At 68.3% G+C, this 15,755-nt stretch carries 18 protein-coding genes; 6 read left to right on the plus strand and 12 right to left on the minus strand.

Going from position 1 to position 15,755, the window contains the following annotated elements; genetic code table 11:
- Nucleotides 1-2 precede the first annotated feature (2 nt).
- The 3 genes from AC3RXZ_RS05205 to AC3RXZ_RS05215 are packed head-to-tail and all read right to left on the minus strand — an operon-like array spanning nucleotide 3 to nucleotide 3,098.
- Entirely contained in the window at nucleotides 3-926 is a 924-nt protein-coding gene (locus AC3RXZ_RS05205) for a carbohydrate ABC transporter permease (protein WP_243224751.1), read from the minus strand.
- Nucleotides 919-1,845, minus strand: a complete 927-nt coding sequence (locus AC3RXZ_RS05210; protein WP_491493340.1) for a carbohydrate ABC transporter permease — start codon at nucleotides 1,843-1,845, stop codon at nucleotides 919-921. The genes AC3RXZ_RS05205 and AC3RXZ_RS05210 overlap by 8 nt, the downstream gene beginning before the upstream one ends.
- Nucleotides 1,842-3,098, minus strand: coding sequence for an ABC transporter substrate-binding protein (locus AC3RXZ_RS05215; protein ID WP_491493341.1), 1,257 nt, complete (start codon nucleotides 3,096-3,098; stop codon nucleotides 1,842-1,844). Before AC3RXZ_RS05215 ends, AC3RXZ_RS05210 begins: the two co-directional genes overlap by 4 nt.
- A 218-nt stretch (nucleotides 3,099-3,316) precedes the next feature.
- Between AC3RXZ_RS05215 and AC3RXZ_RS05220 the strand changes: the two genes are divergently transcribed.
- Complete coding sequence (locus tag AC3RXZ_RS05220; RefSeq protein ID WP_243224748.1) at nucleotides 3,317-4,330, plus strand: LacI family DNA-binding transcriptional regulator; 1,014 nt, start codon at nucleotides 3,317-3,319, stop codon at nucleotides 4,328-4,330.
- 1 nt (nucleotide 4,331) lies between these two features.
- Here the strand turns inward: AC3RXZ_RS05220 and AC3RXZ_RS05225 are convergent, their stop codons facing one another.
- Nucleotides 4,332-6,389, minus strand: coding sequence for an ABC transporter ATP-binding protein (locus tag AC3RXZ_RS05225; RefSeq protein ID WP_491493502.1), 2,058 nt, complete (start codon nucleotides 6,387-6,389; stop codon nucleotides 4,332-4,334).
- Between the two features lie 167 nt (nucleotides 6,390-6,556).
- Here AC3RXZ_RS05225 and AC3RXZ_RS05230 point away from each other — a divergent pair, with 167 nt between their 5' ends.
- Nucleotides 6,557-8,029: an MDR family MFS transporter gene (locus tag AC3RXZ_RS05230; protein WP_491493342.1), complete on the plus strand. Its 1,473-nt coding sequence runs from the start codon at nucleotides 6,557-6,559 to the stop codon at nucleotides 8,027-8,029.
- A gap of 45 nt (nucleotides 8,030-8,074) precedes the next feature.
- On the opposite strand, the gene AC3RXZ_RS05235 is transcribed toward AC3RXZ_RS05230, so the two are convergent.
- Nucleotides 8,075-8,206: a hypothetical protein gene (locus tag AC3RXZ_RS05235; RefSeq protein WP_491493343.1), complete on the minus strand. Its 132-nt coding sequence runs from the start codon at nucleotides 8,204-8,206 to the stop codon at nucleotides 8,075-8,077.
- Nucleotides 8,207-8,308: 102 nt separating this feature from the next.
- Here AC3RXZ_RS05235 and AC3RXZ_RS05240 point away from each other — a divergent pair, with 102 nt between their 5' ends.
- From AC3RXZ_RS05240 to AC3RXZ_RS05250, 3 genes are all read left to right on the plus strand, one after another.
- Nucleotides 8,309-8,809 carry a DUF6328 family protein gene (locus AC3RXZ_RS05240; protein ID WP_491493344.1) on the plus strand — a complete coding sequence of 167 codons (501 nt, stop codon included), beginning with the start codon at nucleotides 8,309-8,311 and terminating at the stop codon, nucleotides 8,807-8,809.
- 30 nt (nucleotides 8,810-8,839) lie between these two features.
- Complete coding sequence (locus AC3RXZ_RS05245) at nucleotides 8,840-9,415, plus strand: 1-acyl-sn-glycerol-3-phosphate acyltransferase (RefSeq protein ID WP_491493345.1); 576 nt, start codon at nucleotides 8,840-8,842, stop codon at nucleotides 9,413-9,415.
- A gap of 123 nt (nucleotides 9,416-9,538) precedes the next feature.
- On the plus strand, nucleotides 9,539-9,838 hold the full coding sequence (locus AC3RXZ_RS05250) for a Fe-S cluster assembly protein HesB (RefSeq protein ID WP_243224745.1): 300 nt from the start codon (nucleotides 9,539-9,541) through the stop codon (nucleotides 9,836-9,838).
- 75 nt (nucleotides 9,839-9,913) lie between these two features.
- Here the strand turns inward: AC3RXZ_RS05250 and AC3RXZ_RS05255 are convergent, their stop codons facing one another.
- The 6 genes from AC3RXZ_RS05255 to AC3RXZ_RS05280 all read right to left on the minus strand — a co-directional run bounded on the left by AC3RXZ_RS05255 (nucleotide 9,914) and on the right by AC3RXZ_RS05280 (nucleotide 13,902).
- On the minus strand, nucleotides 9,914-10,300 hold the full coding sequence (locus AC3RXZ_RS05255) for an SHOCT domain-containing protein (RefSeq protein ID WP_491493346.1): 387 nt from the start codon (nucleotides 10,298-10,300) through the stop codon (nucleotides 9,914-9,916).
- A 135-nt stretch (nucleotides 10,301-10,435) separates the two neighbouring features.
- The gene (locus AC3RXZ_RS05260; protein ID WP_491493347.1) at nucleotides 10,436-11,314 is read right to left on the minus strand and encodes a GyrI-like domain-containing protein; all 879 of its coding nucleotides are present in this window, start codon (nucleotides 11,312-11,314) and stop codon (nucleotides 10,436-10,438) included.
- A gap of 120 nt (nucleotides 11,315-11,434) precedes the next feature.
- Nucleotides 11,435-12,004 carry an alpha/beta fold hydrolase gene (locus AC3RXZ_RS05265; protein ID WP_491493348.1) on the minus strand — a complete coding sequence of 190 codons (570 nt, stop codon included), beginning with the start codon at nucleotides 12,002-12,004 and terminating at the stop codon, nucleotides 11,435-11,437.
- 101 nt (nucleotides 12,005-12,105) lie between these two features.
- Nucleotides 12,106-12,300, minus strand: coding sequence for a hypothetical protein (locus AC3RXZ_RS05270; RefSeq protein ID WP_243224741.1), 195 nt, complete (start codon nucleotides 12,298-12,300; stop codon nucleotides 12,106-12,108).
- 101 nt (nucleotides 12,301-12,401) lie between these two features.
- Nucleotides 12,402-13,226 (minus strand): DNA-formamidopyrimidine glycosylase family protein, encoded by an 825-nt coding sequence (locus AC3RXZ_RS05275; RefSeq protein WP_491493349.1) that lies wholly within the window; start codon nucleotides 13,224-13,226, stop codon nucleotides 12,402-12,404.
- 73 nt (nucleotides 13,227-13,299) lie between these two features.
- Entirely contained in the window at nucleotides 13,300-13,902 is a 603-nt protein-coding gene (locus tag AC3RXZ_RS05280; protein ID WP_491493350.1) for a putative immunity protein, read from the minus strand.
- A gap of 161 nt (nucleotides 13,903-14,063) precedes the next feature.
- Between AC3RXZ_RS05280 and AC3RXZ_RS05285 the strand changes: the two genes are divergently transcribed.
- Complete coding sequence (locus AC3RXZ_RS05285; RefSeq protein ID WP_243224738.1) at nucleotides 14,064-14,663, plus strand: DNA alkylation repair protein; 600 nt, start codon at nucleotides 14,064-14,066, stop codon at nucleotides 14,661-14,663.
- Between the two features lie 9 nt (nucleotides 14,664-14,672).
- Here AC3RXZ_RS05285 and ychF read toward each other — a convergent pair whose 3' ends face one another.
- Nucleotides 14,673-15,746 carry a redox-regulated ATPase YchF gene (ychF, locus tag AC3RXZ_RS05290; RefSeq protein ID WP_491493351.1) on the minus strand — a complete coding sequence of 358 codons (1,074 nt, stop codon included), beginning with the start codon at nucleotides 15,744-15,746 and terminating at the stop codon, nucleotides 14,673-14,675.
- Nucleotides 15,747-15,755: the final 9 nt, after the last annotated feature.

The raw sequence follows: 15,755 nt of genomic DNA on the forward strand, positions 1-15,755 counted from the left end.
TGTTAGCGGCCGCCGAGGCCGGAGAGCGCGATTCCTCGGACGAGGTGCCGCTGAAGAAGGATGACGATGAGCGCCGTCGGCAGCATGGAGATGGTGGATGCCGCCATCAGCAGCTGCCACTGGTTTCCCTGCTGCCCCAGGAAGCTGTTGAGTCCGATCGGCACCGTGGCCATGTCCTGGGTGGAGACGATGATCAGCGGCCACAGGAAGCTGTTCCAGTAGTTGATGAAGGTGAACACCGCCAGCACGGCGATGGCCGGACGCGCGATCGGCACGATGATCGACAGCAGCGTGCGCCAGCGGCTCGCGCCGTCGATGATCGCCGCCTCCTCGAGCTCCCTCGGCACGGTCAGGAAGAACTGCCGCAGCAGGAACGTCCCGAAGGCCGTGAACGCCCAGGGCAGGATCAGCGCCTGGTAGCTGTTCTGCCACCCGAGCTCCTGCATCAGGATGAACATGGGGATGACCACGACCTCCTGAGGCACCAGGAGCGTGACCAGGTAGAGCGCGAACATGCCCGATCGGCCGCGGAACCGCAGACGGGCGAACGCGTACGCCGCCAGGACGCTGGTGACGCACACCAGGATGGTGCCGAGAACCGAGACGATGATGCCGTTGATCATGAACCGTCCGAAGGGCACGTAGGTCCACGCCTCGGCGAAGTTCTGCCATCGGATCTCGGAGCCGAAGAACGTCGGCGGGGACGAGAACACCTCGTTGCCGGGCTTGAGCGCGGTCGCGATCATCCAGACGAAGGGCAGCAGGAACACCACGAGGACCACGGTCAGCAGGGTCTGCGACACGATGCCGCGCACGCGGGCGGAGCGCTGCCGGGGCGACGCCGGCCGCGACACGAAGCGTTCGCGACGGCGGGGCGGCTGGATCACCGCTCTGGTGGAGGTGATCTCGATGGTCGACTCACTCATAGTGCACCCACTTGCGTTGACCGATGAACTGGACGGCCGTGATGACGGCGATGATCGCGAACAGGATCGTCGCGACGGCCGAAGCCGCGCCCAGGTCGAAGAGCTGGAACCCGCGCTGATACAGGTACATCACCATCGTGGTGGTGGAGATCCCGGGGCCGCCTCCCGTGAGGACATAGGGCTGGGCGAAGACCTGGAAGGCGGTGATGAGGGTCATCACCGTCGCGAAGAAGATCGACGGCGACAGCATCGGGAGGGTGATGTTCCAGAATCGGCGGAACGCACCGGCCCCGTCCAGCGAAGCGGCCTCGTACAGCGGTTCGGGGATCGAGTCGAGCCCCGCGGAGAAGACGAGCATGTTGTATCCGAATCCCTGCCACAGGGACATCACGACGATCACCGTCATCGCTCCGGTCTCGGTCCCGAGCGGGTTGAACCCCTCGATTCCGAACCAGCCGGCGATGTCCGCGAACACGCCGTTCGGCTGGACGAGCAGACGCCACACCAGCGCGTTCGCGACGATCGGGGTCACGGCCGGCAGGAAGAAGAGCATCCGGTAGAGGCCACGACCGCGGATCCGCGGCGAGATCCAGATCGCCAGTCCCAGCGCGAGCACGAAGTTCAGCGGGACGTAGAGGACGACGAAGAGCAGGGTGTTGCCGACCGTCCGCCAGAACATCGGATCGGCGGTGAGGATCGTGATGAAGTTCCCCAGCCCCGTGAACGAGCGCTCGCCGACGACGGGCCAGGCGAAGAACGCGATCACGATCGAGGCGACGATGGGTCCCAGCGTGAACGCCAGGAAGCCCAGGCCGCTGGGCGCGAGGAAGCCCCACGCGGCTTGCGCCTCCCGACGAGCCGAAGCGCGCGAGGGAGCCGCCGTCGTCGACGGCTCCCTCCGTGTGCGAGCCGTCGTCACTGCTTCGCGCCGGCCTCGGTCTGCGTCTGGACCGTGGCGAGGAAGTCCGACGCGCTGAGGTCGCCGTTCAGTGCGCTCACCGCGTACTGGTTGAACAGCGTGTTCACCTGTGTGAAGTTCGCCGTCGAACGCAACGGCTGTCCGCTCTCGCCCGCGCTCGAGAGCGTCTCCTCGGCGACCTCGAACTCGCCGTGGAAGTAGGAGGGCTGCTCGGCGACGCGTGCGGGGTACGCGCGCCCCATCTCGGCGAGGGCGGTCTGCGCCTCGGGTCCGGTCAGTGTCGCGATGGCACGCAGCGCCTCCTCCGGATACGCGCAGGAGGCGCTGACGCCGTACCCCGAACCGGCGACCGGGGTGCTCGTCCCGTCCGGCCCGGCAGGGATGGTCGCCACCCCGAACTCGAAGCCGACCTGCTCGGCGACGTAGGCCAGTTGCCAGGGACCGTCGACGGCCATGGCGGAATCGCCGGCGACGAACGAGTTCAACGCGTTGTAGCTGTCGCTCGTCGCGGGGAGCTGCGGAGAGCTCCCTTCCGCGACCAGGCCCTGCAGGAACTCGACCGCCTCGACCATCGCCGGACTGTCCATCTGGAGCGTGCCGTCCTCCGCGACGCCCTGATCACCCGCGAGCGTCAACGACCAGGCAGTCGTGGTGTCCAGCGAGGGGTTGATGGCGTAGCCGTACGAGCCGTCACCGGACAGCGCGGCGGCCGCCTCGGTGAAGTCCTCGACCGTCCAGTCCGCCGCGGGAGCATCGAGTCCGGCGGCCGTGAACGCGTCGGCGTTGTAGAAGACGATCAACGGCCCCAGATCGTACGGAACCGCCATCTGCTCGCCGCCCACGCTCGTCGCCTCGACGATCGAGGGATCGAACTCTGCGAGATCGATCCCGGCCGCCTCGAGAGAGGCGTCGTCCAGCGGCCGGAGCAGTCCCTGGATGCTGGTCGTCCGCGGGGACTGGACCCCGAGGATGCAGGCTTCGGATCCACCGCTCGCCTGCGCGGCGAGCTTCGTCCAATAGTCGTTGAAGGGTGCGGTCTCGAGCTCGAGCCGGATGTCCGGGTTCTCCTCCTCGACGAGAGCGACGAGGGTCTTCAGCGCCTCGTTCTCGGCATCTGATCCGGCCCACATCGAGAAGGTCAGCGTCGTGACGCCGTCCTGCTGACCGCTTCCGGATGCACCGCCGGAGCACCCCACGAGCAATGCGGATACTCCCACGGCTGCGAGAGTGCCCTTCGCGTATCGTTTCATCATCTGGCCTTCCTCATCGAAGAATGGACGGGAGACGACCTGGCTCGGAGTCAGATCGGATGTATACGCCGCCAATCTTGCGCAATCACGCGCCAGACGTCAACCCCTGAGCCAAAACATCCGATGTCCCTTTCTTCGGGCGTCCCTGTGGGAATGCCGTGTCGGAAGGACGGCGAGCGCGAACCGTGGCGTAACGTTTCGTTTGCCGAGAAGAGGACACGATGGCGACGTACAAGGACCTTCAGCACGCGACGGGACTGTCGCTCGCGACGATCTCGAAGTACTACAACGGCGGGACCGTCCGACCGGAGAACGCCCGCGCCATCGAAGAGGCGGCGAAACGGCTGCGGTACCGCCCGAACGAACTGGCACGGAATCTCCGCTCCGGCCGTTCGCGGACCGTCGGCGTCCTGCTGCCCGACCTCACGAGCGACTTCTACCTCTCAATCCTGTCCGGACTCGAACGTCGGCTGCGCCACAACGGCGTGAGCGTGCTGATCTGCGCCGACCACGCCGACATCGCGGGAAGCGGAGACGCGGTGAGCTTCCTCTCCGGACGGATGGTCGACGGCATCATCACGATCCCCACCCGTCGCGCTGTCCCGGGACTGATGGAGCTCTCCGAAGGCGGGACGCCGATCGTGACCCTGGACTGGCGCGCACCGGGACTCGACGTGGATGCGGTCGTCATCGACAATGAGACGGCGGCGGCGACCGCGATCCAGCATCTCATCGACCACGGACACGAGCGCATCGCCTATCTGGCCGGGGACGACACCCCGACCCTGGTCGCGCGGCTGGCCGGCGTCCGCATGCAGTTGCAGGCGCGTCGGATCCCTGCCCGCGACGAGTACGTCATCAGCTCTCCGCTGAGCGTGGAGGCGGGACGCTCGGCGATGCAGCGTCTCCTCCTGCTCGAGGAGCGGCCCACGGCAGTGTTCGTCGCGATGAACCTGCTGGGCGTCGGGGCGCTGACCGCGCTGAACGAATCCGGTGCTCGCGTTCCCGGCGACATGTCGTTCGTCGGATTCGACATGCCGCAGATCGCACGGATGACCCGCCCGGCCCTCGACACGATGGAGCAGGACGTCGATGCGCTCGCCGAGGCCGCCGCGGACCTCATGCTGGCCAGGCTCGGAGCACAGGGCGATGCGGGGTCCGAGCCGGTGGTGAGGATGCTGAGCGCCCGGTACATCCCCGGCGGCTCGGTCGCCGATCTGCGGCCGCCGGACTGAGTCAGGCCTCCGGCGGCGTCACCCGGTCTTCCGACGCGGACTCTTCGAGCAGCGGCACCGGCGAGGTGAGGGCGGCGACGGCATCCTCCCCCGCCGAGTCTTCGGGCGCCTGGTCCGCCCGGCGTGCCGCGAGGCCGGCGGCGACGGCCCCGGAGTATCGCGCCTCCTCCTCGATCCCGGTGATGCGCGACGCCGCGACCTGCTGGGCCGCGAGCTCGGCGTAGAGGCCACCCGCCGCGAGCAGTTGCGCGTGCGTCCCGGATTCGACGATGCGGCCGGCCTCGAGGACGTGGATGACGTCCGCGCCGATCACGGTCGACAGCCGATGGGCGATGGACAACACGGTCCGTCCCTTCGCCGCCTCGTCGAGCGCCTCCTGGACGACGCGCTCCGACACCGTGTCCAGCGCGGAGGTCGCCTCGTCCAGCAGCAGCACGGGAGGATCCTTCAGCAGCACGCGCGCGATCGCGATGCGCTGCTTCTCCCCGCCGGACAGGCGGTACCCCCGCTCCCCGACGACCGTGTCGTATCCCTGCTCGAAGCCGCTGATGATGTGGTGGATGTTCGCCGCCGCGCAGGCGGCCTCGATCTCCTCCTGGGTCGCATCGGGCTTGGCGTAGCGCAGGTTCTCGCGGATCGTGGCATGGAAGAGATAGGTCTCCTGGGACACGATCCCGACCTCGTCGATGATCGACTCCTGCGTGAGAGAACGGACATCCGCTCCGGCGAACAGCACCTCTCCCGATGCTGCCTCGTACAGGCGAGGAACGAGATACAGCACGGTCGTCTTGCCGGCACCCGACGGTCCGACGAACGCGACGTGCTGGCCGGGCTCGGCGACGAAGGACACTCCCTGCAATGTCGGACGCACGTCGGCGGAGGCATCCGGATACCGGAACACGACGTCGCGGAACTCGACGCGCCCCCGCGGCCCCGGGGCCCGGGCGACGTCGACGGCATCCGGAGCATCCCGGATCTCGGGGACCAGGTCCAGGTACTCGAAGATGCGGGCGAACAGCGCTGCCGAGGTCTGCAGGTCCAGCGCCACCCGCATGAGGCCCATGAGAGGCATGAGCAGTCGCGCCTGCACGGTCGTGAACGCGACGATCGTGCCGGCGGTGATCGCGTCGACGCCCCCGGCGATGAAGTACCCGGAGACGAGGTAGATGATCGCCGGCACCGAGGACATCAGGACCTGGACGACAGCGAAGAATCCCTGACCGCTCATCGCCCTGCGCACCTGCAGCGTCACCTGGTTGCGGTTCTCGGCCTGGTACCGCTCGGACTCGGTGCGCTGCCGGTTGAAGGCCTTCGACAGCAGCATCCCCGACACGCTCAGGGTCTCCTGCGTGATGCTCGTCAGCTCGCTCAGCGACTCCTGCGTCTCTCCGGCGATCCGGGCGCGCACCTGCCCGACCCGGCGCTGGACGATGATGAGGAACGGCATGATCACCACGGCGATGAGCGTGAGGCGCCAGTCGATGAGGATCATCGCGACCAGCGACGCGATCACCGTGACCACGTTGCCGAGGATGCTCGTCACGGTGTTCGTGAGCACCCCGGACACGCCGCCGACGTCGTTCTGCAGTCGGGACTGGATGACCCCGGTCTTGGTGCGGGTGAAGAACCCGAGCTCCATCTCCTGCAGGTGCTCGAACAGCTTCACGCGCAGGTCCCCGGTGACCCGGTTGCCGACGGTCGAGGTGAACCAGGTCTGGGCGACGCCGAGCGCCGCGGACAGCAGGAACAGCCCCACCATGAGCGCCACGAGCCGGACCAGCAGCCCCAGATCCGGAGGGGAGCCGTCGACGGGGAACAAGGCGTCGTCGAAGATGCGCTGCACGATCAGCGGCGGGACGACGGCGATGGCCGCCCCGGCGATGACGAGGAGCCCGGTCACGACGATGCGTCCGACGTAGGGACGGAAGAGGGCGACCACCCGCGAGCCGAGCCCGGCGATCCTGGGCGCTTCCGCGTTCAGCCTCTTCTGCGCCGCCTCATCCACTCCTCGGAAGCCCGGACCGCCTCCGCGGCCTCCCCCGCCGTGCCCGCCGCCCATGCTCATGCGGTCAGCCTAGCCCGCAGGGAAATCGTCCGAACGAATTCAGCCGGAACGGGAATGCGATGTCACAGGCTGCCGTTATCCTTGAGGCTTGCCCTCGAGCGGATGCCGTATCTGTCGGTTCCGCCGGTGGCCGTTCGCCCGCCCCGACCTGAGGAGACGTCATGGCCACCACGACCGGTTCCATCCCCACGACCGCCAAGGCCGAGCCGATGATCGCCCGCTCGGACATGCGGGTCATCTGGCTGCTGCTGGTGGCCGCCTTCGTCGCGATCCTCAACGAGACGACGATGGGCATCGCCATTCCGAAGCTCAACGAGGACATGGGTCTGCCGCCCGAGCTCGGGCAGTGGCTGACGAGCGCGTTCATGCTCACGATGGCCGTCGTGATCCCGACGACCGGCTTCATCCTGCAGCGGTTCACCACCCGGCAGGTGTTCATCGCGGCGATGAGCGCGTTCACGCTGGGCACGCTCGTGTGCCTCATCGCGCCCGGCTTCACCGTGCTGCTCGCGGGTCGCGTGATCCAGGCGGCCGGCACCGGTGTCATGATGCCGCTGCTGATGACCACGATGATGAACGTCGTGCCGCCGCAGTCGCGCGGCCGCATGATGGGCCGCGTCGGTCTCGTCATCTCGCTGGCCCCCGCGATCGGACCGACGCTCGCCGGCGCCGTCCTCGAGGCTCTGAACTGGCGCTGGCTGTTCGGCATCGTGCTGCCGATCGCCATCGTGGCCCTGGCCATGGGCGCCAAGTGGATGACCAACCTGGGCGAGACGAAGAAGGTCCCGCTCGACGTGCTGTCGATTCCGCTCGCCGCGTTCGGCTTCGGCGGCGTCGTGTACGGCCTCAGCCAGTTCGGCGGCCACGGCGCGGGCGCCGCGACGACCGGAGCCGTCGCGCTGGTCGTCGGTGCGATCGCGTTGGCGCTGTTCGTGTGGCGTCAGCTCGTGCTGCAGCGCATCGACGACGCCCTGCTCGACCTGCGCGTGTTCCGCTCGCGCAACTTCACGATCGCCGTCATCATCATGTCGATCGTCGCGCTGTCCATGTTCGGAACGCTCACGCTGCTGCCGCAGTACCTGCAGAACGTGGCCGGACTCGATGCGCTGCAGTCCGGTCTCATCCTGCTGCCCGGTTCGGTTCTCATGGGTCTGCTCGGTCCGGTCATGGGGCGCATCTACGACGCCCGCGGGACGCGCACGCTCCTGATCCCCGGAACGATCATGGTCTCGGGCGCGCTGTTCTTCTATGCGACCGTCGGCGAGCACACGCCGTGGTGGATGCTCGTGCTCGTGCAGACCGTCATGTCGGTGGGGCTCGCGATGTCGTTCACCCCGCTGTTCTCGGCGTCCCTCGGTTCGCTGGAGCGCCGGTTCTACTCGCACGGCTCGGCGGTGCTGAACACGCTCCAGCAGGTCGCCGGTGCGGCGGGAGTCGCGGTCATGACCGTCGTGTACTCGTCGATCCTGCACGCGGGCGAGAGCGAAGGGCTGTCGAAGGCCGTGGCCGGTGCGCCCGGTGCCCGCACGGCGTTCCTGCTGGCCGCGATCATCTCCCTCGCGGCGGTCGTGCTCGCCGGCTTCGTCCGCAAGCCGGCCGACGACGCGGGAGAGGGCTTCCACGGCGGTCACTGACCGCCTCAGCGCCGCGGTGTCCGGACAGGATGCCGCGGCGCGTCGTCACTCGGTCGGCAGCGCGCAGAAGCCGCCGCTGCAGGAGCCGGCGTCCGCGCCGCCCAGGAGGTCGAGTCCGCCCGGCGCGACGAGGGGCTTCGCCGCCGGCGTCGCGTCTGAGGTCTGAGGATCGCTCATGCCTCCATGCTACGCCCGTGCGCAGACGGAGGCGCGGCCCGGACGATCGGGGCGGCCGCAAGCCCCTGGACAAGCCGGCGGTCCCGGATCGAGACTGCCGGTATGAGCGACGAGGACACCCAGACCGACGGCCGCGACGAGTCGGCCAACGAACGCGCCGACCGCAACTGGGACGAGCTCATGCAGGAGCTTCGCGTCATGCAGACCGGCACGCAGGTGCTGTCCGGTTTCCTGCTCGCCGTCGCGTTCCAGCCTCGCTTCACCGAGCTCGACGAACTGCAGCGCGCGCTCTACCTCGTGCTCGTCGGCCTCGCGGCTCTCGCCACGATCCTCTCCCTGACCCCGGTCGGACTGCATCGCGCCTGGTTCGGGATGCACCGCAAACCCGATCTGGTGCGCTTCACGTCGCGGATCGTCAAGGCGGACCTGTGCGTGATCGGCCTGCTCAGCGCCGGAGTGACCACCCTCATCTTCGACTTCGTCCTCGGGCACACGGCCGCACTGATCGTGCTGATCACCGCCAGCCTGATCGTGATCGTGCTGTGGGTGGCGCTGCCCCGGCTGGCGCATCGCGGCCGAGGACGGCGCCGTTCCATGCCCTGAGACGCATGCGCCGTCGCCTACGGTGGTCTGATGCTCACCCGCCTTCTCGCCCGCGTCTTCTGGACGTTCAGCCGCTGGACGCTCACGGGCGGAGAGGCGCCGAGCCGCCCCACGATCCTCGTCGGTGCGCCGCACACGTCGAACTGGGACTTCGTGCTCATGCTCGCCATCGCGTGGCGGCTGGGGATCGACGTGCACTGGCTGGGCAAGAAGAGCCTGTTCCGCGGCTGGCGCGGTCCGATCATGCGCCGGCTCGGCGGGATCGCCGTCGACCGCGACGACCCCGGCCGCGTCGTCGCCGACGTCATCGCGGACGTGGATGCCGGGGACGTGTTCGCTCTCGTCATCACACCCGACGGGACCCGTGGCGGCAACGAGTACTGGAAGAGCGGCTTCTATCGCATCGCGATGCGGACCGGGATGCCGGTGACGCTGGGCTTCGTCGACCGGACGACCATGACGACCGGTCTCGGGCCGACCTTCACTCTGTCCGGAGACGTCCGCTCGGACATGGACCGGATCCGCGCGTTCTACGCCGACAAGTCGGGAGTCCGCCCTGAGCGGCGCACCGAGCCGCGGCTGCGCGAGGAACTCGGTCAGGCCTGAAGCGGGAAGGTGGGAGAACCCTCCGAGTCGGCGCAAGGGGGTTGATGCGATCAGCCGCGTCCGGAATCGTGGCCCGGACATGCCCCGTCCGGGGTGTGTGTCCGCGAACGGAAGGAGAGCCGCGTGCTCACCCTCACCGACAATGCAAACGCCGTCGTGACCACGATCGTGGCCGGCCAGGAGAACGGACAGGACGCCGGGCTGCGGATCGAGTCCGCACCGGCCCCCGGTCCCAACGGCGAGGCCCGCTTCGCCGTTCACGTGGTGCCCTCCCCCGAACCTGCGGATCAGGTCATCGAGGCCGCAGGTACGCGGGTGTTCCTCGAGACCGCCGCAGCGGACGCCCTCGCCGACAAGGTGCTGGACGCCGCCGTCGACGGTGAGGGAGCCGTCAGCTTCACGATCCTTCCGCAGCCGGTCTGACGCGCAGCGGAGCGAACGATGTCGCCCCCGCACCGATGCATCGGCGCGGGGGCGACATCGTGACGCGAGAGAGGATCAGCTCAGTGCCTTGGCCTTGATCCTCTCGAACTCCTCGGTGGTGATGGCACCGGAGGCCAGGAGCTCCTTCGCCTTCGCGATCTCGTCGGCCGGGCTCTGGCCCGCGACCTGCTGGATGTACGCGTCGGTGGAGGCCTTGGCGGCTTCCGCCTGCGCGGCGTAGCGCTCGGCCATGCTGCCGCCGCGGGCGATCAGGTAGACGAGTACGGTCAGGAACGGCACGAAGATCAAGAAGATGATCCACAGGGCCTTGAACCAGCCGTTGAGCTTGTGGTCACGGAACAGGTCCCCGATCACCGCGAACAGTGCGTACAGGTACGACACGAACGCGAAGACGAGGATGAACCACCAGATGATGTCCCAGAATGATGCCCAGAAGTTCATGGGAATGCGCCTTTCGTTGGAGGCCGTCGATTCGTCAGGCCAATCGAACGGTACTGCCTGGGCAGGACGCGCGGGCCGATCGGCGCCGTGCATTCACCCCGGACGGGTGAGGTCCACGCCGCACCGTCTTCCCGGTCATCCCGGCTCGACAGGCAGCCACAATTCGCAGGCGGCGTGGGTCTCGGTGAGCTCGAGGTAGCGGACGATCGACGGCCCGGGGCGCAGCCGCCACGGGTTCGACGGGAACCACTCGGTCGCGGTCGCGGCCCACAGCCGCTGCAGCGTTTCGGGGAACGCTCCTCGGGACGCGAAGACGGCCCAGGTGCCGGCCGGCACGGGGATCTCGTCCAGATCGGAGGGCACATCCGTGCCCTCCGAGACCGCGACGCCGTGGATATAGGTCAGAGGCGTGCCCTCCGCGGCATCCGGTTCGAGGCCGTCGGAGACGGCCAGGATGCCCGCAGGCTCCGTGTTCCCTATCGCCTTGAGCCGGACATGGGCTTCCGGGGGCAGTGCTGCGATGTGAGCCTGGATGTGCGGATTGACGCCCTCGTGAATGAGGGGCACCTCGACGGCGTGGCCGACGAGAGCGAAAGCGGGACGGTCGGTGATCGTGACGTCCATGGGGGTCCTCCCTTCGACGCTCAGACGGAATCTGAGCGCGGTCTGCGTACGGAGAGGACCGCCTTCTCGGCGCACCTGAGCCGGCGATGTGTCGTGCACCGAGCGGAACGCCCGCCCGAACGCCTCGACGGACCCGTAGCCGTAGCGCACCGCGACCGTCAGCAGGTCACGGGCGCCGGCCACGAGCTCAGCCGCGGCGCGGGTCATCCGGCGACGCCGGATGTACTCCGACACCGGCATCCCGGCCAGCGATGCGAACATCCGCCGCAGGTGGTACTCGGTGGTGCCGTGCGCCCTGGCGAACGCCGCGATGTCGACGTCCTCACCCGGGCGGTCGCTGTCGAGGGTCTGCTCGATGCGATCGATCAGGTCGTTCAGTGTGCCGATCATGCGGTCCTCCTTACGACATCCATGCTCGTCGCATGCGCGTCGCGCCGCCCGATCTTCCGTGCCCGATCCGATCGGAGGCTTTCCGCAGTGAGTTGCCCGTCCTCGAGAGCCGACGCTCGGTCAGTCCCAGTCGAGATACTCCTCGATGATCACGGCGGTCTCGACCGGATGCGTGACTGGGAACAGATGATCCGCGCCGTCCACGATCTTGATGCTGGACCGCGCGGGGGCCTTGGCGTGCAGACGATCCGCGTTCGCCGCCGGGGTGACCTCGTCGGCGGTCGCCTGGACGATCAGCACGGGCAGTACGGGCGCCAGCTCGATCTCGGCGTCCTCGACGCCGAGGAGCAGCAGCCCGTTCGCCCGCTCGTGGTGCTGCGCGACGACCGCAGCCGCGACGGTGCCGCCGAACCCGTGGCCGCCGATCCACGCGTCGGAGAGACCGACGTGATCCATGACGGCGATGACGTCGTCGGCACGGTCCGCGAGGGCGAGGTCCGCGCCGCCCGGGCGGTGACCGATGCGCAGCACGCGGAATCCCGCCTCTTCGGCGAGGTAGTGCGACACCACGCCGAGCACATCGTGGTCGGTGCCGGCCTCCGGGATCAGCACGAGCGCGACGGGGCCTTCGCCTTCGTCGACGTAGGGAACGGCGCGGTCCGCCGGGTCGAAGACGCTGCTCTCGGTCACTTCTTCAGTCCTCTCGTATGGCCGTCATGATCTTCGTCGGCCATGCGGTCGCGGCACGGACTGTTCATGTTACCGGAGCCCGCCGGAGCACCCCCGCGACCTCAGTGCCCGGAAGCATCCGGATGATCCGTGCGCTGCCGACTGTGGTCGGCGACGTCCGGGGTCGCGCGAAGAATGTCGGCGATCTCCTCCTCCGGGCGCGGGGCGATCGTCTCGTCCGCTTCGATTTCGGGAATCGAGGATTCCCCCGGGCCGGGGATGTGCTCGTGCCCCGGGTCGCGCTGCTGATCGGCCATGTCGACGCCTCCTTACGGTGAGACACCTGAAGACTACGCCCGACCGGCACCTGCCCGCCCTCATGTCGTCGACGCGCAGCGCTGGTCGAGTCGCGGTCGGGTCAGCCGACATCATCCTCGGCTTGACAGCGCGGGCAGGACTGGGCGGATGCGCCCGAGAAGGTCTGATCGATGATCGTCGTACCGCACACCGGGCACGGTTCGCCTCCGCGGCCGTGCACAGCCATCGCCTCGACCTTCGCCGGCTTGAGACGGTCGGGCGCGAGACCGCGACGGTCGTCGGATGCGCCCCGCATCACGTCGACGATGGCGCCGAAGAGGCGCGCCCTCGCATCCGCGTCGAGCGTGGCGGCGTGCACCGCGAGCGGCAGTCGCGCCCGATGCAGGATCTCGTCGGAGTAGGCGTTGCCGATGCCGGCAAGGGATGTCTGCTCCTGCAGCAGCGCTTTGATCTGCTTGCGGCGTGTGCCCAGCGCACGCTCGAGATCCTCACGGGAGAAACCGGCGGAGAGCGGATCGGGCCCGAGGGCGGCGATGCCCGGTACCTCGGTCGGCGCGTCGACGACGGAGGTCGTGACGGCGAGGAAGTCACCGGTGTCGACAATCTGCATCAGCGCGCCGTTATCGAGCGCGATCCGGGCGACATCGGGCACCGGCTGCTGGTCGGCATGTTCCCCGGGGGCATGCCAGCGGATCCAGCCGTTGCGCCCGAAGCCGATCATCAGCCAGCCGGCCGACGTCTCGATGCCGACATGCTTGCCGAAGCGGCGCATCCCGGTGATCGTTGCGCCGACGAGTGTGCCCAGCGGTCGGTCGCGTGTCTTGACGATACGGAACTCGGCGACGTCCAGTGCGGCGATCGCGCGGCCGACGATGCGCCCGTCGAGATACTCGACGAGCGCCTGTACCTCCGGTGACTCGGGCATGCGCCCATCCTCGCACCGGGATCCGACATCGCACAGAGCCAGGCGAAGGTATGCCAGGCCCGTGGCGGCGACGTCAGCGCTGATCTGGTGTGCTGGGTTCGTGCCGCGATTCCGCGTCGGCGCGACCGTCGATCCGCTGCGCCGACTCAGCGATCTGCGTCTGGATCTGGCGGATGGTCGATCCCAGTACCCCGCGCGACAGGAGGCCGGCCCCGAGCGGACCTGACGGATCGGTTCCGAGTGGTGGAAGCAGTCGCAGCGCCTCTCGTTCCCGCTCGGTCAGGTCCGCCACCTGCCACTGGATCTCTTCTCGCGCTGCCTCCGGCCGACCCGGGTGCGCGAGGGACACGGCCTTCACCGCGTACGCGGCCGCCCCCAAGGCGTGCGCACCCATATGAGCGACCGCTGCCGCCTGCCCGACCGCCCTGGCGGCCGCACCACCGGCAGGAGACGTCGCCGCCTTCGCGGCCTTCACCGCTACGAGGCGCTTCCTGATCTCCTCGCCTGCCGTGCTCTCCCCCGCGCTGTAGGCGCGCGTGCGGGCGATCGCGTCCCGGATCTCGTCCCGCGCCGCCGCATCGGCATCGAACAGCGGGAGCACGCGCTCGGCGCATGCCAGTGCCCAGCGCGCCAGGGCTCGTCGGTCCGAATCGCTCAAGGTCTGTATCGACACCACGCACCGAGCCTAACGACGGCCTCCTGACACAGGGCACGGTTCCGCCCGTCGAGCGGGAACGCGGTCAGACGTCGAAGCGGAACTCCACCACTTTCCGGCACGATGCCGGCCGCTCGCGCTGGGCTACCACCGCGACCCCGGCACTTTGCTAAGGTCCGGCCATGGGGAGTCTCCTGAGAACTGCAGACGAACTGGTCGCTGCACTGCAGAACGCGTCGGATGCGCGTGAGACCGAGCGGATCCGAGCCCGAGTCGCAACCGACGAACCAGTCATCGGCGTCCGGATGGGCACGTTGTTCGAGACGTCAATGCTCGCCGCCGACATCCCCTCGGCAGAGCTCGAAAGACTTCTCGCGCATCCTGCGTACGAGCCGCGCCTCGCTGCATTCTGCATCCTCGATTTTCGTGCCCGTCGGCGCCTTTCCGACAAGGCGCGTAAGGATCTCGCCACTATGTACCTCGACCACCACGACGCCATCACGACATGGGACATGGTTGATCGAGCAGCACCCCGAGTACTCGGATGGCCGATCCTGAGCGAGGCGATCGAGTTCTCGATCCTCGAAGGCCTCGCGCGATCCGACGACCCACTTCGACGACGGTCTGCCATCACCGCGCCGCTATGGTTCATCAAGAAGGGGACAGATGCCGACGTCGCGCGTGGACTTCTCATTGCAGACCTGCTTGCTGAGGACTCACACCCGCGCGTCGCGTCCGCGGTAAAGATCTACCGCAAGCACGCGGCCCGGCGCGGTCAATGAATCCGGCGACTAGACGTTGAAGCGGAACTCCACCACGTCGCCGTCCTGCATCACGTAGTCCTTGCCCTCCAGGCGCGCCTTGCCCTTCGCGCGGGCCTCGACGACGGATCCCGTCTCGACGAGGTCGTCGAACGAGATGACCTCCGCCTTGATGAAGCCCTTCTCGAAGTCGGTGTGGATGACGCCGGCGGCCTGCGGGGCCTTCCAGCCCTTGCCGATCGTCCAGGCGCGCGCTTCCTTCGGGCCGGCGGTCAGGTATGTCTGCAGGCCCAGCGTGTCGAAGCCGATCCGGGCAAGTTGGTCCAGCCCCGACTCGTCCTGCCCTGTGGACGCCAGCAGCTCCGCCGCATCCTCGGGATCCAGGTCGATGAGCTCGGACTCGATCTTGGCGTCGAGGAAGACCGCCTTCGCCGGCGCGACGAGCGCGGCCAGCTCCGCCTTGCGGGAATCGTCCGTCAGCACGGATTCATCGACGTTGAAGACGAAGATGACGGGCTTCGCGGTAAGAAGTCCCAGCTCGCGGATCGGTGCGAGGTCGATCCCGCTGGTCGAGAGCAGGACGCCGCGCTCGAGAGCATCCTTCGCGGCGTTCGCCGCCTCCAGCACCGAGGGGTCGAGCTTGCGCCCGCGGACCTCCTTCTCGTACCGGGTGATCGCCTTCTCGAGCGTCTGGAGGTCGGCGAGCATGAGCTCGGCGTTGATGGTCTCCATGTCGGATGCCGGGTTCACCGCGCCGTCGACGTGCACGACATCGTCGTCGGCGAAACCGCGCACGACCTGCGCGATCGCGTCCGCCTCGCGGATGTTCGCCAGGAACTGGTTGCCCAGGCCCTCCCCCTCGCTCGCACCGCGCACGATGCCGGCGATGTCGACGAACGACACGGTCGCGGGCAGGATGCGCTCGCTGTGGAAGATCTCGGCCAGCGTGCCCAGCCGGGCGTCCGGCAGACTCACGACGCCGACGTTCGGCTCGATCGTCGCGAACGGGTAATTCGCCGCGAGCACGTCGTTCTTGGTCAGCGCGTTGAAGAGGGTGGACTTGCCGACATTGGGCAGACCGACGATTCCGATAGTGAGAGCCACGGGGTACGA

It is taken from the genome of Microbacterium cucumeris, from assembly GCF_058349845.2.